This window comes from Vibrio parahaemolyticus, assembly GCF_900460535.1.
GTDB lineage: Bacteria > Pseudomonadota > Gammaproteobacteria > Enterobacterales > Vibrionaceae > Vibrio > Vibrio parahaemolyticus.
This window is the reverse complement of the sequence record NZ_UHIL01000001.1, coordinates 144,628-163,584: the sequence shown is the minus strand read 5'-3', so window position 1 is coordinate 163,584 and position 18,957 is coordinate 144,628. Positions and strand designations below refer to the sequence as shown.

General features: G+C 47.1%; 17 protein-coding genes, 4 tRNA genes, 2 rRNA genes and 1 riboswitch. Of the genes, 15 read left to right on the top strand and 8 right to left on the bottom strand.

The window, feature by feature from the left end; genetic code table 11:
- The first annotated feature begins 4 nt into the window (after positions 1-4).
- The 6 genes from DYB02_RS00890 (at position 5) to DYB02_RS00860 (ending at position 3,788) form a co-directional block, all read left to right on the top strand.
- Positions 5-80, top strand: a tRNA-Glu gene (locus tag DYB02_RS00890).
- A gap of 2 nt (positions 81-82) precedes the next feature.
- Positions 83-158: transfer RNA gene (locus DYB02_RS00885), tRNA-Lys, on the top strand.
- A 30-nt stretch (positions 159-188) separates the two neighbouring features.
- Positions 189-264: transfer RNA gene (locus tag DYB02_RS00880), tRNA-Val, on the top strand.
- A 319-nt stretch (positions 265-583) separates the two neighbouring features.
- Positions 584-3,474 (top strand): 23S ribosomal RNA (locus tag DYB02_RS00870).
- A gap of 91 nt (positions 3,475-3,565) precedes the next feature.
- Positions 3,566-3,681 (top strand): 5S ribosomal RNA (gene rrf, locus DYB02_RS00865).
- Positions 3,682-3,711: 30 nt separating this feature from the next.
- A tRNA-Asp gene (locus tag DYB02_RS00860) sits at positions 3,712-3,788 on the top strand.
- A gap of 165 nt (positions 3,789-3,953) precedes the next feature.
- Here the strand turns inward: DYB02_RS00860 and DYB02_RS26065 are convergent.
- From DYB02_RS26065 to DYB02_RS26060, 3 genes are all read right to left on the bottom strand, one after another.
- Complete coding sequence (locus tag DYB02_RS26065; RefSeq protein ID WP_115224156.1) at positions 3,954-4,085, bottom strand: transposase; 132 nt, start codon at positions 4,083-4,085, stop codon at positions 3,954-3,956.
- A 219-nt stretch (positions 4,086-4,304) separates the two neighbouring features.
- Positions 4,305-4,610 carry a winged helix-turn-helix domain-containing protein gene (locus DYB02_RS25855; RefSeq protein ID WP_225868816.1) on the bottom strand — a complete coding sequence of 102 codons (306 nt, stop codon included), beginning with the start codon at positions 4,608-4,610 and terminating at the stop codon, positions 4,305-4,307.
- 76 nt (positions 4,611-4,686) lie between these two features.
- Positions 4,687-4,749 carry a hypothetical protein gene (locus DYB02_RS26060; protein WP_078535021.1) on the bottom strand — a complete coding sequence of 21 codons (63 nt, stop codon included), beginning with the start codon at positions 4,747-4,749 and terminating at the stop codon, positions 4,687-4,689.
- A 350-nt stretch (positions 4,750-5,099) separates the two neighbouring features.
- On the opposite strand from DYB02_RS26060, the gene crcB reads away from it, so the two are divergent.
- The 7 genes from crcB to thiH all read left to right on the top strand — a co-directional run bounded on the left by crcB (position 5,100) and on the right by thiH (position 12,057).
- Positions 5,100-5,483, top strand: coding sequence for a fluoride efflux transporter CrcB (crcB, locus tag DYB02_RS00835; RefSeq protein WP_005497358.1), 384 nt, complete (start codon positions 5,100-5,102; stop codon positions 5,481-5,483).
- A gap of 61 nt (positions 5,484-5,544) precedes the next feature.
- Positions 5,545-5,643, top strand: a riboswitch (TPP riboswitch).
- Positions 5,644-5,811: 168 nt separating this feature from the next.
- Positions 5,812-7,755 (top strand): phosphomethylpyrimidine synthase ThiC, encoded by a 1,944-nt coding sequence (thiC, locus tag DYB02_RS00830; RefSeq protein WP_029806211.1) that lies wholly within the window; start codon positions 5,812-5,814, stop codon positions 7,753-7,755.
- Positions 7,752-9,086 (top strand): thiamine phosphate synthase, encoded by a 1,335-nt coding sequence (locus DYB02_RS00825; protein ID WP_029806213.1) that lies wholly within the window; start codon positions 7,752-7,754, stop codon positions 9,084-9,086. The genes thiC and DYB02_RS00825 overlap by 4 nt, the downstream gene beginning before the upstream one ends.
- Complete coding sequence (gene thiF / locus DYB02_RS00820; protein ID WP_029806215.1) at positions 9,076-9,858, top strand: thiazole biosynthesis adenylyltransferase ThiF; 783 nt, start codon at positions 9,076-9,078, stop codon at positions 9,856-9,858. Before DYB02_RS00825 ends, thiF begins: the two co-directional genes overlap by 11 nt.
- 79 nt (positions 9,859-9,937) lie before the next feature.
- A complete protein-coding gene (gene thiS / locus DYB02_RS00815; protein ID WP_005497365.1) occupies positions 9,938-10,141 on the top strand; it encodes a sulfur carrier protein ThiS in 204 nt (67 codons plus the stop codon).
- Positions 10,142-10,146: 5 nt separating this feature from the next.
- On the top strand, positions 10,147-10,914 hold the full coding sequence (locus DYB02_RS00810) for a thiazole synthase (protein ID WP_025576387.1): 768 nt from the start codon (positions 10,147-10,149) through the stop codon (positions 10,912-10,914).
- Between the two features lie 15 nt (positions 10,915-10,929).
- Complete coding sequence (gene thiH / locus DYB02_RS00805; RefSeq protein ID WP_015297500.1) at positions 10,930-12,057, top strand: 2-iminoacetate synthase ThiH; 1,128 nt, start codon at positions 10,930-10,932, stop codon at positions 12,055-12,057.
- A 168-nt stretch (positions 12,058-12,225) separates the two neighbouring features.
- On the opposite strand, the gene DYB02_RS00800 is transcribed toward thiH, so the two are convergent.
- Together DYB02_RS00800 and DYB02_RS00795 are read right to left on the bottom strand one after the other, a co-directional pair.
- Positions 12,226-14,016 (bottom strand): aminopeptidase P family protein, encoded by a 1,791-nt coding sequence (locus DYB02_RS00800; RefSeq protein ID WP_025527117.1) that lies wholly within the window; start codon positions 14,014-14,016, stop codon positions 12,226-12,228.
- A gap of 201 nt (positions 14,017-14,217) precedes the next feature.
- Positions 14,218-15,159, bottom strand: a complete 942-nt coding sequence (locus tag DYB02_RS00795) for a LysR family transcriptional regulator (RefSeq protein WP_005465075.1) — start codon at positions 15,157-15,159, stop codon at positions 14,218-14,220.
- A 106-nt stretch (positions 15,160-15,265) separates the two neighbouring features.
- Between DYB02_RS00795 and DYB02_RS00790 the strand changes: the two genes are divergently transcribed.
- Positions 15,266-16,459 carry a multidrug effflux MFS transporter gene (locus tag DYB02_RS00790; RefSeq protein ID WP_005480931.1) on the top strand — a complete coding sequence of 398 codons (1,194 nt, stop codon included), beginning with the start codon at positions 15,266-15,268 and terminating at the stop codon, positions 16,457-16,459.
- 91 nt (positions 16,460-16,550) lie between these two features.
- Complete coding sequence (tsrA, locus tag DYB02_RS00785) at positions 16,551-16,835, top strand: H-NS-like global regulator TsrA (RefSeq protein ID WP_005458563.1); 285 nt, start codon at positions 16,551-16,553, stop codon at positions 16,833-16,835.
- A gap of 29 nt (positions 16,836-16,864) precedes the next feature.
- Here the strand turns inward: tsrA and DYB02_RS00780 are convergent, their stop codons facing one another.
- The 3 genes from DYB02_RS00780 to bufB are packed head-to-tail and all read right to left on the bottom strand — an operon-like array spanning position 16,865 to position 18,952.
- Positions 16,865-17,320: a DoxX family protein gene (locus DYB02_RS00780; RefSeq protein ID WP_029806420.1), complete on the bottom strand. Its 456-nt coding sequence runs from the start codon at positions 17,318-17,320 to the stop codon at positions 16,865-16,867.
- A 10-nt stretch (positions 17,321-17,330) separates the two neighbouring features.
- Positions 17,331-18,089, bottom strand: a complete 759-nt coding sequence (locus tag DYB02_RS00775) for an HvfC/BufC N-terminal domain-containing protein (RefSeq protein WP_029806422.1) — start codon at positions 18,087-18,089, stop codon at positions 17,331-17,333.
- Positions 18,086-18,952, bottom strand: a complete 867-nt coding sequence (gene bufB, locus DYB02_RS00770) for an MNIO family bufferin maturase (RefSeq protein WP_029806424.1) — start codon at positions 18,950-18,952, stop codon at positions 18,086-18,088. Before bufB ends, DYB02_RS00775 begins: the two co-directional genes overlap by 4 nt.
- Positions 18,953-18,957: the final 5 nt, after the last annotated feature.

Genomic DNA, 18,957 nt, shown 5'->3' with positions numbered 1-18,957 from the left:
CAGTGTCCCGTTCGTCTAGAGGCCTAGGACACCGCCCTTTCACGGCGGTAACAGGGGTTCGACTCCCCTACGGGATACCATTGGGTCGTTAGCTCAGTTGGTAGAGCAGTTGACTTTTAATCAATTGGTCGCAGGTTCGAATCCTGCACGACCCACCATTATTCTCCACGAAGAATTAAAACTTATGTGGGCGATTAGCTCAGTTGGGAGAGCACCTGCCTTACAAGCAGGGGGTCACTGGTTCGAGCCCGGTATCGCCCACCATTCTCTAAGTATTTTTGGATAGGAATTCCAAACCACTTCAGTAAGACGTATGTGGTTAGAATCTTCGACTCTGAAAGTCTTTAGAAAATGTACTTCCTTGTGAAGAAACATAGCTCTTTAACAATTTGGAAAGCTGACAAAACAACAATTTATTGTTGTTTGTAAAGTTCTCAATGTTTGTCTTTAAGACAAACACCAAAATAACACATTCAAGTGTTCTTGGAATTTGAGTCCGGCAAAATCGAGTCTGCATCATGTATAAAAATTGCAGACAACTTTGGTGACTTGTTCATCAACTCGAAACTCCTTCGGGTTGTATGGTTAAGTGACTAAGCGTACACGGTGGATGCCTTGGCAGTCAGAGGCGATGAAAGACGTAGTAACTTGCGATAAGCCCAGATTAGGTAGTAACAACCATTTGAGTCTGGGATTTCTGAATGGGGAAACCCACGTGCATAAGCACGTATCCTTACCTGAATACATAGGGTAAGGAGGCGAACCGGGGGAACTGAAACATCTAAGTACCCCGAGGAAAAGAAATCAACCGAGATTCCGAAAGTAGCGGCGAGCGAAATTGGACTAGCCCTTAAGCTTTACACGCGTTAGACGAACGGTCTGGAAAGTCCGACGATACAGGGTGATAGTCCCGTAGTTGACGACGTGTGTTCAGTGAAATCGAGTAGGGCGGGACACGTGATATCCTGTCTGAATATGGGGGGACCATCCTCCAAGGCTAAATACTACTGACTGACCGATAGTGAACCAGTACCGTGAGGGAAAGGCGAAAAGAACCCCTGTGAGGGGAGTGAAATAGAACCTGAAACCGTGTACGTACAAGCAGTAGGAGCAGGCTTTGTCCTGTGACTGCGTACCTTTTGTATAATGGGTCAGCGACTTATATTCAGTGGCAAGGTTAACCATCTAGGGGAGCCGTAGGGAAACCGAGTCTTAACTGGGCGTTCAGTCTCTGGATATAGACCCGAAACCAGGTGATCTAGCCATGGGCAGGTTGAAGGTTGAGTAACATCAACTGGAGGACCGAACCGACTAATGTTGAAAAATTAGCGGATGACTTGTGGCTAGGGGTGAAAGGCCAATCAAACCTGGAGATAGCTGGTTCTCCCCGAAAGCTATTTAGGTAGCGCCTCGGACGAATACTACTGGGGGTAGAGCACTGTTAAGGCTAGGGGGTCATCCCGACTTACCAACCCTTTGCAAACTCCGAATACCAGTAAGTACTATCCGGGAGACACACGGCGGGTGCTAACGTCCGTCGTGGAGAGGGAAACAACCCAGACCGCCAGCTAAGGTCCCAAATTACTACTAAGTGGGAAACGATGTGGGAAGGCTCAGACAGCCAGGATGTTGGCTTAGAAGCAGCCATCATTTAAAGAAAGCGTAATAGCTCACTGGTCGAGTCGGCCTGCGCGGAAGATGTAACGGGGCTAAGTAGTAAACCGAAGCTGCGGCAATATACTTTTGTATATTGGGTAGGGGAGCGTTCTGTAAGCGGTTGAAGGTGTGTGGTAACGCATGCTGGACGTATCAGAAGTGCGAATGCTGACATGAGTAACGATAAAGGGGGTGAAAAACCTCCTCGCCGGAAGACCAAGGGTTCCTGTCCAACGTTAATCGGGGCAGGGTAAGTCGACCCCTAAGGCGAGGCCGAAAGGCGTAGTCGATGGGAAACGGGTTAATATTCCCGTACTTCTTACAATTGCGATGGGGGGACGGAGAAGGCTAGGTGGGCCTGGCGACGGTTGTCCAGGTTCAAGTGCGTAGGCTTAAGAGTTAGGTAAATCCGGCTCTTTTTAAGGCTGAGACACGACGTCGAGCACCTACGGGTGTGAAGTCATTGATGCCATGCTTCCAGGAAAAGCCTCTAAGCTTCAGATTGTAAGGAATCGTACCCCAAACCGACACAGGTGGTCGGGTAGAGAATACCAAGGCGCTTGAGAGAACTCGGGTGAAGGAACTAGGCAAAATGGTACCGTAACTTCGGGAGAAGGTACGCTCTCGACGGTGAAGTCCCTTGCGGATGGAGCTATTGAGAGTCGCAGATACCAGGTGGCTGCAACTGTTTATTAAAAACACAGCACTGTGCAAAATCGTAAGATGACGTATACGGTGTGACGCCTGCCCGGTGCCGGAAGGTTAATTGATGGGGTTAGACTTCGGTCGAAGCTCTTGATCGAAGCCCCGGTAAACGGCGGCCGTAACTATAACGGTCCTAAGGTAGCGAAATTCCTTGTCGGGTAAGTTCCGACCTGCACGAATGGCGTAATGATGGCCACGCTGTCTCCACCCGAGACTCAGTGAAATTGAAATCGCTGTGAAGATGCAGTGTACCCGCGGCTAGACGGAAAGACCCCGTGAACCTTTACTACAGCTTGGCACTGAACATTGACCCTACATGTGTAGGATAGGTGGGAGGCTTTGAAGCACGTACGCCAGTATGTGTGGAGCCGTCCTTGAAATACCACCCTTGTAGTGTTGATGTTCTAACGTCGACCCCTAATCGGGGTTGCGGACAGTGCCTGGTGGGTAGTTTGACTGGGGCGGTCTCCTCCCAAAGAGTAACGGAGGAGCACGAAGGTGGGCTAATCACGGTTGGACATCGTGAGGTTAGTGCAATGGCATAAGCCCGCTTGACTGCGAGAATGACAATTCGAGCAGGTGCGAAAGCAGGTCATAGTGATCCGGTGGTTCTGAATGGAAGGGCCATCGCTCAACGGATAAAAGGTACTCCGGGGATAACAGGCTGATACCGCCCAAGAGTTCATATCGACGGCGGTGTTTGGCACCTCGATGTCGGCTCATCACATCCTGGGGCTGAAGTCGGTCCCAAGGGTATGGCTGTTCGCCATTTAAAGTGGTACGCGAGCTGGGTTTAGAACGTCGTGAGACAGTTCGGTCCCTATCTGCCGTGGGCGTTGGAAGATTGAAGGGGGCTGCTCCTAGTACGAGAGGACCGGAGTGGACGAACCTCTGGTGTTCGGGTTGTGTCGCCAGACGCATTGCCCGGTAGCTAAGTTCGGAATCGATAACCGCTGAAAGCATCTAAGCGGGAAGCGAGCCCTGAGATGAGTCTTCCCTGATACTTTAAGTATCCTAAAGGGTTGTCGGAGACTACGACGTTGATAGGTCAGGTGTGTAAGTGCTGTGAGGCATTGAGCTAACTGATACTAATTGCCCGTGAGGCTTAACCATACAACACCCAAGGGGTTTTGATGGACTCGAAGCAAGAACAGAATTGAATGTGTAGAGAACACAAAAACAGCTTTCCGAATTAAAGAATTTGCTTGGCGACCATAGCGTTTTGGACCCACCTGACTCCATTCCGAACTCAGAAGTGAAACGAAATAGCGCCGATGGTAGTGTGGGGTTTCCCCATGTGAGAGTAGGACATCGCCAGGCTTTAAATTTAGACTTAGGTCTAACCAGTGCGGAGCGGTAGTTCAGTTGGTTAGAATACCGGCCTGTCACGCCGGGGGTCGCGGGTTCGAGTCCCGTCCGCTCCGCCACTTATTTGAAAGCCCTGCTAGAAATAGCAGGGCTTTTGTCGTGTTAGAGTCTGTCATTTTCCCTTCCAAGAGAAGTCATACCAATCTGGAAAATTAACTGGTTAGGTCTACTCACTTTTACGAATGTATTTTGGTGACTCTTTTGGAGCAATCCAAAAACCGATTCTATGCATCGCAGACTTTGGAGATGATGTCGTCGTAATCAGTAAAATATTGATTGGCTAAATCGCGTTGCCTCAACCAACGCCATACTTGTTCGATAGGGTTTGGCTCTGGAGAATAGGGCGAAAGTTTGATGACACTGACATTTTAAAGTCATTGGCAATTTCTTCTGTATGCCATCCTGCACCATCCATTACAACGACAGCGTGACGTCCCTCCTCTGTGACTGCCAATATTTGTTTTAAGTGCTCTATCATGATGTCTTTATTAACCCAGGGACAATGATAGCCTCACTAATTCCTTTTTTGGGACAGACTGAACCGAACAGATAAGCATACTCAAATTGTTATTGCTTCACGGCTCTTGGGCGAGTTCCTTTTTTAGCCCATAAGCGTGTTGTCGTGTTTTATTGCCCAAATCTGGTGCTATATTTTCTGGGATTTTAAGGATCGTTTCGATTTTGAATTTTTCAAATCCTCTTGTGTTAGTTGAGATTGTTTGGGGGGGGGAACGGGAAGTTATCCATGAAAAGCCCATGTGATCGAGCAGGTAATAGATAGAATCAGAGTGGTAGTGCTGACCAAATTCTTTCTGGATGTCGGCACCAGTCAGTCGTTCGCCTTGTGTATCATTGGCTTTATCTTTTGTGTATTGGCTCAACTATTCTCTTTGCTCGGAAGTTAAGAGTGGTGGTCTTCCTCTTCTTGGCTTTTCTTTGCCGTTCTTTCGTCCCTTCTTAAAGAAAGGTCTGAACCCACTTATTGACACTGGTTCGGCTTACCTTGAGAAACTTGGCGATTTGTGTGCGTGAGTGCCCATCTTTGAATTGAGCAAGGGCCAGTATTTCATTTTCATCTGAATAGATTTTTGCTGACTTGCGAGCTTTTTAAAGTCGATATTATTGAGGCTATCCATAACGAATCAGCATTTTCTTCAAGTAGTACTTAAACGAGATATGTTTATCTAAACGGCAAATTCCCGTAAGGGTTCTTCCTATGAAAAATTGCTTGGAACGTATGTAAAAGTGACTCCTGTAACTTTTAAATATTTCAGTGGTTTTAAAGCGATTATATTGTCGAATTCTAAGATTGTGTTACCGATAGCTGAGTGATTTTGATTACAATATCATCAGAACTTATTGGGGGAATTATGGGGCAGTTTTCTATTTTAGGCTTTATCGCACTCGGTGGGGCAATCGGTGCGTGTTCTCGATATTTAGTGTCTGAATTTTGTGTCTTACTTTTCGGACGAGGTTTCCCTTACGGTACGCTGACTGTTAACGTTGTAGGCTCTTTCATCATGGGGTTGCTCATTGCGGCATTTGAAAGTGAAATATTAGCAACTGAACCATGGAGACAAGTGATTGGTCTAGGCTTCCTCGGTGCGCTTACCACCTTTTCAACATTTTCTATGGATAACGTACTGCTTATGCAGCAAGGTGCGTTCTTTAAAATGGGTTTAAACATCTTATTGAATGTTGTTCTGAGTATCTCGGCGGCTTGGATCGGTTTCCAATTATTGATGCGTAGCTAGCAAAAGTAACGAAAATGTAATCAGGTCGGCTTGGTTTAACCAAGCCGTTTTTATATACTGGCTTCACTTGTCGGAGTGCCATAAGGCTGAGACCGTTAATTCGGGATCCGTTGAACCTGATCAGATTAATATCTGCGAAGGGAACAAGAGAAGATACCTACACCAGACAACGTCTGGCTAACCTATCAAAACGTCGAATGCAGTAATAGACAAAGAGTGAGCACCTGAACTCTAATCGTCCATAATTCGACACCTCTTGTCGCATCTATCCGCCAAGCATTTTTATCCCAATACTTTTTATCTAGAATAACAAGCAAGGAAAAATGCTATGTCGAGTCGCAAACAAGCGAGACTGGAAGCAAAACAGTTTATTGATACTCTCTCGGTACAGCCGTACCCAAACTCAACCAAAGTGTATATAGAGGGTTCTCGTCCTGACATCCGAGTGCCAATGCGTGAAATTTCTTTGGCTGATAGCCTAATTGGTGGCACCAAAGAGGCTCCAATTTTTGAGCCTAATGAGCCTGTACGTGTTTATGACACCTCTGGTGTGTATACCGATCCAGATTACGCTATCGACCTTTACAGTGGCTTACCAAAGCTTAGAGAAGGGTGGATTGAAGAACGCAATGATACTGAAATCCTTGAAGATGTGAGCTCTGTTTACGCAAAAGAGCGTCTTGACGATGAAACCTTAGATGATTTGCGTTATGGCAACTTACCACGTATTCGACGAGCTAAAGCCGGAAAATGCGTCACTCAACTACACTATGCTCGCAAAGGCATTGTTACTCCGGAAATGGAATACATTGCACTGCGTGAGAACATGGGGCGCGCTCAATATCGCGATGACGTGCTGACTCAGCAGCATCCCGGCCAAAGCTTCGGTGCAAATCTACCTAAAGACATTACTGCAGAATTCGTTCGTAAAGAAGTCGCAGAAGGTCGCGCCATCATTCCTTCGAATATCAATCATCCAGAATCTGAACCAATGATTATTGGCCGTAACTTCTTAGTTAAGGTGAATGCCAATATTGGTAACTCATCGGTCACGTCTTCAATCGAAGAAGAAGTGGAAAAACTTGTCTGGGCGACACGCTGGGGTGGCGATACCGTGATGGACCTTTCTACCGGCCGTAACATTCATGAAACTCGCGAATGGATTTTACGCAATAGCCCGGTGCCAATTGGTACGGTTCCTATGTATCAGGCTTTGGAGAAAGTAAATGGCATTGCTGAGAACCTGAATTGGGAAGTCATGCGCGACACGTTAATCGAACAAGCAGAGCAGGGTGTTGATTACTTTACTATCCATGCTGGTTTACTACTTCGCTATGTTCCAATGACGGCGAAACGAGTGACGGGTATTGTTTCGCGTGGTGGCTCGATTATCGCTAAGTGGTGTCTAGCGCATCACCAAGAAAGCTTCTTATACACCCATTTCCGCGAGATCTGTGAAATTTGTGCGAAGTACGATGTCGCTCTATCTCTTGGTGATGGCTTGCGTCCTGGCTCGGTTGCAGACGCGAACGATGAAGCGCAATTTGCAGAGCTGCGTACGCTCGGCGAGTTGACGAAAATCGCATGGGAATATGATGTACAGGTCATCATTGAAGGCCCTGGCCATATTCCAATGCATATGATTAAAGAAAATATGGACCAACAGTTGGAACACTGTCATGAAGCGCCGTTCTACACCTTGGGTCCTCTAACGACAGATATAGCTCCGGGTTATGACCATATTACATCCGGTATTGGTGCGGCGATGATTGGTTGGTATGGCTGCGCTATGTTGTGCTACGTGACCCCTAAGGAGCACTTGGGGCTTCCAAATAAAGAAGATGTTAAAACCGGTATGATCACCTACAAGCTAGCTGCGCATGCTGCGGATTTAGCAAAAGGGCATCCGGGAGCACAAGTTCGTGACAATGCTTTATCAAAGGCGCGTTTTGAATTCCGCTGGGAAGACCAATTTAACCTCGCTTTAGACCCCGATACCGCACGTGCATTTCATGATGAAACGCTGCCGCAAGAGTCTGGAAAAGTAGCGCACTTCTGCTCAATGTGCGGCCCTAAATTCTGCTCAATGAAGATTTCTCAAGAAGTCAGAGAGTATGCCAAAGATACAGAGCAAGTTGCCGCGGATCAGGCGATATCTATCAAGATGTTAGATGACCCGCTGGAAGGCATGCGTAAGAAGTCTGAAGAGTTTCGCGCGACAGGTTCCGAGCTTTATCACCCAGCCGTGCACGCTGAGGCGGATGAGCAATGACTAAAATCCTTATTCCGTCGTCGTTAATTCCGCTGACAGGATCTGTTCAGCAGTGTTTATTGTTGGCGAAAGAACAGGGTTTTAGTATTGATGAGATTGAGTTGGGCGTAAGCCCGACTCAATTTATTCAACTTGTTCTTGGGCAAAATACCTTTCGTGTAGGTACCGATCTGATTGACGTATGTGAGGAAGCAGAGACTGCCGATTTTGTGCTTTACTACCAATCAGGTCTATCGGTTTCAGAATGTCGCCAACAACCATCCTCGGCCATTTTTATTGGTATTGAAGACGTAGAGTCTAAGCACGATGATTCTGTTAAAACGACAAGCGCAGACGTGTTGGATATCTGGCGCCATCCGATTAATGATGAAATAAGAGCTCTGTCAGTTGCTTCTACTTCTAGAACTACAACTCTTCAAACCGATCAACACCTAGCGTGGATGGTAACGCTGCTTGCTCTCGATTTCCCTATTGAAGATGCTTTAACCTTAGCGCGCCCAATGACGAATGTTTCACGTGAAACACTCATTAATGGTGAAACAATGGTTAAGCAGGAGTGGGCGTCTCAGTTTGCTGATTTTCCTACACCAGTCTTAGAAGATTGTCGTTTAGGCATCAAAGTAGGTTGGTCATCACACGGACAGTCGGTTAACTTTCCTCATCTGAGCAAACAGAGTTTGGGGCTCTATCCGGTCGTGGACGACGTCAGTTGGATTGAACGGTTGTTGCCATTGGGCATCAACACCATTCAACTACGTATCAAAAACCCCTATCAGCCAGACTTAGAACAGCAGATTGCACGCGCAATTGAACTCGGTCGTCAGTATGACGCTCAAGTTTTTATTAATGATTATTGGCAACTGGCCATCAAGCATGGTGCTTTCGGGGTTCATCTTGGTCAAGAGGATATCGAAGATTCCAATTTGAGTCAGTTGAGCACCGCAGGCATTTGCTTAGGTCTATCAACCCATGGTTATTATGAACTGCTGCGTATCGTCCAAATTAATCCAAGCTACATTGCGCTGGGGCATATCTTTCCGACCACCACCAAACAAATGCCATCCAAACCGCAAGGTTTGGTTCGCTTAGCTTTGTATCAAAAGCTGATCGATAGCATTCCATATGGTGAAAGTGTTGGCTATCCAACTGTGGCCATTGGTGGCATTGACCAATCAAACGCAGAGCAAGCTTGGCAATGTGGCGTGTCCAGTTTAGCGGTGGTTCGTGCGATTACCTTGTCCGAATCGCCGAAACAAGTGATTGAGTTTTTCGATCAACTGATGAGCACAACGAGCACGTCATTGGTCATGGAGGACTATCGTGCTTACTGATCAAGAATTCATTCGTTATCAGCGTCAAGTTTCGTTACCTGAAATCGGAGAATCGGGCCAAGCTCGTCTTGGTCAATCTCATGTGTTGCTCGTCGGCTGTGGTGGGTTGGGTAGTGCAGCAAGTTTGTATCTCACGGCTGCTGGCGTGGGTAAGTTGGTTGTGATTGATGATGACCATGTTGATAGCAGCAATTTGCAGCGCCAGGTTATCTATCGTGAAGGCGACATCGAACTGGCGAAAACCGAGGCGATGGCTCAGCAGCTTCGTCATCTCAATTCAATGATTCAGGTACGCACGATTACCAAGCGTCTCGACCAAGCTCAGTTACAACTCGAAATCATGTTGGCGGATGTGGTGTTGGATTGCAGTGACAACCTGCCAACGAGGCAGCTGATCAATCAAGTTTGTTATGAGCAAAATACACCTCTGATATCGGCGGCAGCGATTGGTTGGCAAGGGCAGTTTGCTGTTTTTGACTACTCAGACAAACCATCAAATTCAGGCTGCTATCGATGCTTGTATCCGTTTGATGAATTGCAGCAAACAATGAAGTGCAGCGAAACCGGCATTATCGGCCCTGTGGTGGGCACTCTGGGGAACTACCAAGCTCTCGCTGCTATTCAAAAGTTGGCGATAGATCGCTTTCATGTTGAGTGTGGTCAGTTACACCTCTTTGATGGACTGCGGATGAACTGGCAGACCATGTCTATAACCAAAGACAAGCAATGTCAGGTTTGTGGTGACAATAATCTTGCACCAATGAGCAGTTAAGAGATGACCGCCATGACAGTTTCAAATCAATTCGCAGCAAGTTCGTTTGTGCGTTCCTTTGTTAAAGGAGAGAGGTAACGTGATAACTATCGCTATTAACGACCAAGCTCAGCTGGTCGAGTGTAAAGCCAACCTACAGCAAATTATTACCCAGTTTTCTCTGCCTGAAATGGGCTGTGTTTTTGCCATTAATAATCAAGTGGTGCCGCGTAGCGAATGGGCGAGTACGGTACTTTCTGAGGGAGATAGCATCTCTCTGTTTCAAGCCATCGCAGGGGGATAATGTCGATGCTGAAAATTGGTGATAAAGAATTTCAATCACGCTTGTTCACAGGAACAGGCAAATTTTCTAATAGCCATTTAATGGCCGAAGCCATCCAGGTTTCAGGTTCACAGCTCGCGACGATGGCGCTTAAACGTGTGGATGTACATGATCAGCAAGATGACATTTTGCAGCCTCTGATTCACGCCGGTGTGAATTTGCTACCGAACACCTCTGGCGCTAAAAATGCCAAAGATGCTGTTTTTGCTGCGCAGCTTGCTCGCGAAGCGTTGGGCACAAATTGGGTCAAACTGGAGATCCATCCCGACCCAAAATACTTAATGCCTGATCCGATAGAAACCTTAGCCGCTGCCGAGCAGCTCGTGCGAGATGGCTTTATTGTGTTGCCATATTGCCATGCTGATCCGGTTTTATGTAAGCGGCTGGAAGAAGTTGGCTGTGCTGCGGTGATGCCATTGGGTGCGCCGATTGGTTCGAACAAAGGTATCGCTTCGCACGATTTTCTAGAAATCATTATTGACCAAGCGAACGTACCTGTTGTCGTGGATGCGGGAATTGGTGCGCCTTCACATGCGGCAAGAGCGATGGAAATGGGCGCGGATGCCGTGCTGGTCAATACGGCCATCGCTGCCGCAAGTAATCCCGTTGCGATGGCGAAAGCGTTCAAGATGGCAGTCGAGTCAGGTCGTATGGCTTATGAAGCTGGGCTTGCAGGGAAAGTTTCTCATGCCGTTGCTTCCAGTCCGCTAACGGCTTTTCTCGATGAACTGTAGAAGTGAGGGTTCAAGATGAGCTTTTATGATCGCTTTCAGCAGCTCGATTGGGATGACATATCCATGTCGATTTATGCCAAAACGGCGCAGGATGTGGAAAGGGCGCTAGCAAAACCCAAACGAGATTTGGAAGATTTTAAAGCGTTGATTTCTCCTGCTGCTGAACCGTACTTAGAGCAGATGGCAAAGCTTTCTTATTCGCTGACGCGTAAGCGTTTTGGCAACACTATGTCGCTGTATATTCCTCTGTACCTCTCTAACCTTTGTGCCAACGCTTGTACCTATTGTGGCTTCTCTATGGAGAACCGCATAAAGCGAAGAACACTGAATAGGGACGAAGTTGAGGCGGAGATTGATGCGATTAAGCGAATGAAGTTCGACAGCGTGTTACTGGTAACGGGTGAGCATGAGACCAAAGTTGGGATGAAATACTTTCGCGAAATGGTGCCAATCATCAAGCAGCGATTTAATTATTTAGCGATGGAAGTCCAACCGTTGGATCAGGACGAATACGCCGAACTCAAAACATTGGGCCTTGATGCGGTGATGGTGTATCAAGAAACCTATCATCCCAAAACATATGCTCAGCATCATTTGCGTGGCAATAAAATGGATTTCCGATACCGGCTTGAAACGCCTGATAGATTGGCAAAAGCGGGGATCGACAAAATCGGTATTGGCGCTTTGATTGGTTTGGAAGAGTGGCGCACCGACTGCTTTTTTGCTGCTGCTCATCTGGATTACCTTGAGCGTACTTATTGGCAATCGCGTTATTCGATTTCTTTTCCTCGTTTACGCCCTTGTGCCGGTAATGTACCAGCGTCGGGATTACAACCGAAGTCTGTCATGACGGATAAGCAGTTGGTGCAATTGATTTGCGCCTATCGGCTGTTTAATCCGGAAGTGGAGTTGTCATTGTCGACGCGCGAATCACCGCAGTTTCGCGACAATGTATTACCGTTAGGCATTACGAGTATGTCTGCGGCATCGAAAACACAACCCGGTGGTTATGCGACCGAAGAGGTGGAACTGGAACAGTTCGAAATCAGTGACGAGCGTAGCGCGGCATCGGTAGAAGACATGATCAGAGCGAAAGGTTTCGATCCGGTCTGGCGTGATTGGCACTCAGCTTACTCAGGTTAACCGAGGCGTGGCATGTTTCACGTGAAACATTGTGATTGAATGAACGCTTAGCTTTGATTTTCATGGATGTGATTTATGGAATGCGATTTACGAATTTAGCCCTAAAAAAAGGCTCTCCAAGTGGAGAGCCTTTTCTATTTTATCTTTAATAGATGTTCGCACTTTTGTTTAAGAGTGAGCCAACGGCAGAGTTGCTTCGCGTAGCCATTCTTTTACTTCGCCTTCAACAAGCGGGCTGATTTGTTCCCATACTTTTTGATGGTAGTCGTTCAACCAAGCAAGTTCTGGACGAGTCAGCATATCGACATTGATATTACGTTTATCGATTGGACAGCGCGTCAATGATTCGAATGATAGAACAGGGAAGTCACCGTTAGTCGGTGTTTCAACTACGAGCTCTAGGTTTTCGATTCGGATACCGAACGCATCTGCACGGTAGTAGCCAGGCTCATTTGATAGCACCATGCCTTCAGTTAGCGGCACATCAATTTGTTTCTTAGAGATGCTTGCCGGACCTTCATGCACACTTAGGAAGTGACCTACACCGTGGCCAGTACCGTGGTCGTAGTCATAACCTTCCGCCCAAAGATGTTGGCGAGCCAATGTATCGATTTGGTAACCGCGAGTGCCTTTCGGGAAGCGGGCACGTGCTACACCGATATGACCTTTCAGCGCGAGAGTGAACTGCTTGATCATTTCTGCTGATGGCTGACCAATCGCGATGGTGCGTGTAATGTCGGTTGTGCCATCTAGGTACTGACCGCCTGAATCAACAAGGTAAAGTGTGTTCAACTCTAGCTTACCTGGCTCAGGTTGGTTCTCATGATTGTAGTGACACATAGCCGCATTGCCGCCTGCCGCAGAAATGGTATCAAAGCTCAGATCCATCAGCGTTGGGTCTTCTTTACGGAATGCTTCTAGGCGATCAGCCAGTGTAGCTTCATCATGAAGATTGCCAGCAGCCACTTCGGCATCTAGCCAGCAAAGGAATTTGCTCATCGCTACACCGTCGCGGATATGACAGGCTTTCATGCCCGCAATCTCAACTTCGTTTTTCGCGGCTTTTGGCATTAAACATGGATCGGCTGCAGCAATAACCGATGCGCCTGCATTTTGCAGAACTAACTTAAACCATGCGTTACTGATTGCTGGGTCGAGCAATACCTTTTTACCAGACATGGCTTCAAGGCGAGATTGAAGTGCTTCTGGATGATGAACCGTCACACCAGTGCCCACATGCGCTGCAAATTCAGCAGGTAAGCGAGCGGGATCTAGGAAGTACTCCACACTTGAGTCGGCATGAAGAATCGCGTGCGACAGTAAAACTGGCAAACGCGATACATCCAAGCCACGTACGTTCAATAACCAACAAATAGAATCAAGTGCTGTGATGACTGCACTGTCTGCACCGGCTTTTGTTACCAGTTGAGCGATCTCTTTACGCTTACTTTCGCTTGATTGACCAACGGCTTCTGTTGGCATGAGGCGAACGTCAGAAACCACGGGTGCAGGGCGGTCATGCCACAGCTCATCAATTGGGTTGCTGGAGAGAATGTTCAGCTCAAGTTTTCCAACCAGTTTTGCTTGTGCCATATCTAGCCAAGCCGAGCTGTGCATGCGGGGGTCGATAGCCACGGACGCATTTGCGGTTAGATGGTCTTGAATCCAATCCAATGCCGGTTCTTCAATTAGGTGGCGATATTCAAACAACTCGCTAGGAACTTGTTTGGTCACTTGCACTGTGTAGCGACCATCTACAAAAATTGCGGCTTTGTCTTTTGTGATCACGGCTGCGCCTGCAGAGCCTGTGAATCCGGTTAGCCAGTGGAGACGTTCATTGTGCGCGGGAACATATTCACCCAGGTATTCATCTTCGTGAGGGATCAGTAGGGCATCAATGTTGTGTTGAGTAAGCCATTCGCGAATTGCGTTCACGCGGCTTAGGGTATCGTTGTGCATCTGTTTTATTCCTTCAAATTACCGCTCCTTCATGCTCAGGTGTGGGAGCTGTTTCCTTCTGCTTCGTGCAGTGATTGAGTTAAACGTCGTAGCAAGATGACGTTTAAGTCTGGGTACAACAGGCCATAGATGAGCCAAAAAGGACTATCGACTGTTAAGCTACTCATTTTAGCCGCTAAGCGCAAATTGCGTCCGATATTTTTATCTAAGGTGATCGGTTTTTTGCGTGATCATCGTGCGCAGCCAATTCAAGGCTGGGTCGTTTTCTCTGTCTCTGTGCCAAAACAGAGTGTAAGCCATGGGCGGGAATTCAAGCGGCAATGGCAAGACCACCAAGTCGAGCTGTTTGGCAGCCAGTTGCACAAAATGGCTCGGCGCGGTAAAGATGAAGTCGGTGTAAGAACACAAGCTAGCAGCACTATTGAAATCTGGAACAGTGACTGCAATATCGCGCTCTGCGCCAATGTCTGCTAAACGATAATCCAACAACCAACGGTCGTTTCCATCACAACGCACTTGTACGTGACGAAGTGCGAGATACGCTTCGAGGTTCCACTTCTGTTTTAGTGCGGGGTGGTTTTTACGAATAATGCACATCTGATGGTCGCGATAGATTTCGAGTTCGCAAATATCATCCGGTGGCAGTAGGGTAAGTTTTGCGTCATTGATGTCGATGTCTTTACCAGTTAATCCCAAATCCAGCTCACCACGCTGCAACATTTTGAAGGTGTTATCTGACCAAGGATGCGTGCTGATGGTGACGCCGGGTGCCTGTTGAAAAATCGCTGGTAAGAAATGCGGCAAGATTAATGGGTAGACACTTTCCACGGCTGCAATTTGAAAACGGTATTCACTGCTTTGGGGCGAAAACTCTTCTGGCTGGGTCAGCACTTCTAATTGGTTAATCAACAGATCCAGTTTCGGTTTGAGGAACAATGCACGTGGTGTTGGCGTTAATCCATGTGAGTTACGCGTAAACAATGGATCATCAAATTGAATGCGAAGTTTGGCTAATGATTTGCTCACCGCGGATTGGCTAAGGCACAGTCGATGCGCTGCTCGAGTCACGTTAAGCTCTTCAATTAACACTTTAAAACAGACCAGTAAGTTCAGGTCGAGACGAGCGAGCTTTTCTATGTTCACGGTGAATTTCCTCTGGGGAATAATGGTCATGATTATACATCATTTCCATTCATATCATCAGATGATTAAGCTCTCTGCAAAGTTCTTGTTCAATTTGGAGTGTTGTGTGTCTAGCCATATTTCTAATAGTAAAAAACAAATGGCGTTGTTGACCCTTTTGGTTCTTTTCAGTCCGCTTGCGATTGATATCTATCTACCTGCGTTACCTCTTATCGCTTCAACTTTTCAGGTAGACAATGCGCTAGCACAAGACACGATTACATGGTTCCTATTTGCTATGGGTGTTGGCCAACTGTTTGCTGGCCCTTTGGCAGATAAACTCGGACGTCGAACTGTTGCATTGGGCGGCATCACTATCTACGCAATGAGCGCTTTATTGGCGTGGAGTGCTCAAAATATAGAGTGGATGTTGATGTCTCGTTTGCTACAAGGCTTAGGTGCGTGTGCGACATCGGTAGCAGCCTTTGCAACAGTTCGCGATATTTTCGGCCCAGAGAAAAGCGGCAAGATGATCAGCTACCTTAATGGTGCGATCTGCTTTATTCCTGCACTGGCACCAATCTTAGGTAGCTGGTTAACACAGCAATTCGATTGGCGTGCAAACTTCAGCTTTATGGCTGGTTTTGCGGTTGTCTCAGGAACGTTGATGTTCTTGATGATGAAGGAAACCAACCCTGCAACCGAGAAACAAGCGGTATTCAAGGTAAGTCGTTACTGGTCGGTACTGAGCACGCCATCTTTCATTTTCCACGCGTCACTATGTTTGATGGCCATGGCGGTTATCTTAGCTTACGTGACGTCAGCACCGTCGGTATTGATGACAGGCATGGGCCTTTCAATGAATGAGTTCACATTCTGGTTTGGCATTAACGCGGTCATCAACATCGCTGGTTGTATGTTGGCACCGAAGTTCATGGAACGTTTTGGCACACACAACACGCTTGTGGTTGGTATCTCGACGTTGGCTCTGGCTGGTGTGGTGATGCTGGTGATGAATGGCCAAAACACGGCGCTGTCGTTCATGCTGCCAATCTTTATGTCGTCCGTTGGTTTTGCTTTGATTCTTGGCGGTGCCGCGGGCAAGGCGTTGGAACCATTCGGTGATAAAGCGGGCACAGCCGCGGCGCTACTTGGTTTGTTCCAAATGAGCGGTTCTGGTTTGTTAGTGGGTACCTTACAGCGTTTGCCGTTTGATCCACAAACATTGATTGCTATTCATATGTGGGTATTGCTACCGGCATTGGTGATTCTATTTTCAAAGGCTGGTAAGAGCTGGCACGCACGCTTCGCTAATGCGTAAATCAGTGTAATTTAGTATTTTCCAATGTATGTAACGCGTGTATATTTGTCGTTCACACTTTTCCTGACACCATAATGGAATTCAAAAAGTAATGTCGTTAACCACGTATGAAATGGCTCGTATTTTAGAGCAAATGGAAGAATCACCAGAAAAGGTGATGTTTGGTAAGTTGCTTAATGAGCTGGGCAATCAAAGCTCCGAGCGCATTCGTAGTGCGGCAAAACAAGTACCTCTACCAATCTTGCGTGACATTGTGTACCAATTTCAACAAGTGATTGAGTCACGCAAGGGCGAGCAAGTTGAGCTATTAGCAAAAGACCTCGCACAACAAGGTATCTCAGCGGATGAACTGCTGGCTTACCTAAACAAGCAATAAAAGAAATCCCCGCAATCGCGGGGATTTTTCTATCTGACGAATTTGTCTTTTATCAATCGGTCGAGCGAAAACGGACCGCCTCCCCACAGCATCACAATCAAAATCATTAACCCCCAGAGTTGGTGGTCATGGAAACCTTTCTCCCACAGTAGCGGGTAGGACAGGACAGCGATAATGTTGAACACAAACAACATGGCAGCAATAGGGCGAGTAAATAATCCAAGCGCTAAAAAGACCGGAAGAACTAACTCTGCGAATGTGCCTGAATAGGCGGCAAATTCCCAAGGTAGCAACGGAACTTGATACTCAAATTCGAACAAGTACAAGGTGCTATCCCATGAGGCAATTTTGATAAGGCCAGAATTAAAAAACACCCAAGCGACCCATAAACGGCAAAACAGCAGCAACAACGGCATTGCGTGAGTTTGTAAGCTGTTGGTGTATTCGTCGTAGCGGCTAATCAGGCTTTTCACAGAATCTGTCATCGTATCCTCCTTACGCGGTTTGCAGCGTAAAACCTTCAATCAGGTCAAGCGTCATGATGTGATTAAGATGAGCGAGCAACGGCTCAGGGATATCGCTCAAACATTGCTTTTGTTCCAAGCTGGCAAGCAATTGATAGGCTTCGGCAGCTAGCGCGAAACACTGCGCTTCACCATTGGGCTCGATGCGGATCACCCCTTGTTGTAATTGGTTGATGTTGAGCTGATCGAATTGCTGAGTACGAACAGCTGCGAATAAATCAAACACCGCGTAATGAGCATCAAAGCACTTACACCCAGGGCGAAGGTGGAAAACTAAATGGGGATGTTGCGACTCTGATACGTGTGGTAACTCAGTCAGTGGTTGCACGGCAGTGTCTGCTTGATGCTCACAACGAGCTTGGCTAGCAAGGTCGATGTTCCATTCAAAGAGTGCGACTTCTGGGCTGTATGGCGCTTGAGCCATGACCTGGCCAAACAACATCACAGTGAGGTGAAAGTCTTTTCCGTAGTGAATAACACTGCCTTCTTGGAGTGGGTGCGTTAAAACATGTTGACGTGCTATTTGGGCAAAGCACGTTTCCCCTAGTAACGCTTCAACCATCGGATAAGTAGCAGAAAGGACTTCGCTCAAGCTGATGATAAAGTTGTTGCGATATATTTGCATGTGCTCGTCAGCGGTAAACTGACCGCTTGCAATATTACAGTCGTCACCCAATGCCTGATAGTGAAGCGCTTTCGCAAACTGGTTTTGTAAGGTGGCTAGCTTCATGAGGCTTTCCTCGTAGCACTAAGCGGGGTGGTAATTTGGGAGAGAAGGAGCGAGGCCTTTTCCGCTTCTGCCAATAACACTTCTGGTGTTGGGATATCTAAGTCCCATTCAATTAAGGTATGGCGCGGACCATACTGTTCAACCCAGTGTTGATATAACTTCCAGACTTCCGTGCTGACGGGACGGCTGTGAGTATCAATCCAAATTTCGCCTTTATCGAGTTGCTTGATGGTGAAACCCGCCAAATGAATTTCATCCACTTTGTCTGCCGGAATGGCGGACAGATAGGTATTGCAATCAAAGCCGTGATTGAAGGCTGATACGTGTACGTTATTCAGATCGAGCAGTAACCGGCAACTTGTGCGCTGCTGAACTTCAGCGAGAAACTCCCACTCGCTGATCGTCGAGTGTTGAAACTTCACATAGCTCGATGGGTTCTCGATTAAGATTTCGTGTTGCAGATAATCCTGAACTTCAAGCACATTGCGAGTAAAAACGTTCAGTGCTTCTTCGGTGTATGGTAGGGGAAGCAAGTCGTTAAAATAATGCCCACCATTTTCACTCCAGCTCAAATGGTCAGAGACAAACATCGGGTCAATGGCATCAATCAACGCTTTCAGTTGAGCTAGGTGTACTTGGCTAACGCGTTCAACAGAGCCTAACGACAAACCAATTCCGTGGCAGCTGATCTGGTATTGCTCTCGCAAAGTGTGTAGATATTTTCGTTCGGCTGCATTGGGTTGAAAGTAGTTCTCGCTGTGAATTTCTAACCAAGACAGTTCTGGACGTTGTTGCTGAAAAAAGTCCAAATGAGGAGTCCGTAAACCAACGCCAACAAGAGGGTGAAAATCGTAGTGTTTCACGTGAA

Bases quoted from the DNA above. Each gene is read 5' to 3' on its own strand.
- crcB (WP_005497358.1), top strand. From the start codon at position 5,100: ATGGGGCAGTTTTCTATTTTAGGCTTTATCGCACTCGGTGGGGCAATC.
- thiC (WP_029806211.1), top strand. From the start codon at position 5,812: ATGTCGAGTCGCAAACAAGCGAGACTGGAAGCAAAACAGTTTATTGAT.
- DYB02_RS00825 (WP_029806213.1), top strand. From the start codon at position 7,752: ATGACTAAAATCCTTATTCCGTCGTCGTTAATTCCGCTGACAGGATCT.
- DYB02_RS00810 (WP_025576387.1), top strand. From the start codon at position 10,147: ATGCTGAAAATTGGTGATAAAGAATTTCAATCACGCTTGTTCACAGGA.
- thiH (WP_015297500.1), top strand. From the start codon at position 10,930: ATGAGCTTTTATGATCGCTTTCAGCAGCTCGATTGGGATGACATATCC.
- DYB02_RS00800 (WP_025527117.1), bottom strand. From the start codon at position 14,016: ATGCACAACGATACCCTAAGCCGCGTGAACGCAATTCGCGAATGGCTT.
- tsrA (WP_005458563.1), top strand. From the start codon at position 16,551: ATGTCGTTAACCACGTATGAAATGGCTCGTATTTTAGAGCAAATGGAA.
- DYB02_RS00780 (WP_029806420.1), bottom strand. From the start codon at position 17,320: ATGACAGATTCTGTGAAAAGCCTGATTAGCCGCTACGACGAATACACC.
- DYB02_RS00775 (WP_029806422.1), bottom strand. From the start codon at position 18,089: ATGAAGCTAGCCACCTTACAAAACCAGTTTGCGAAAGCGCTTCACTAT.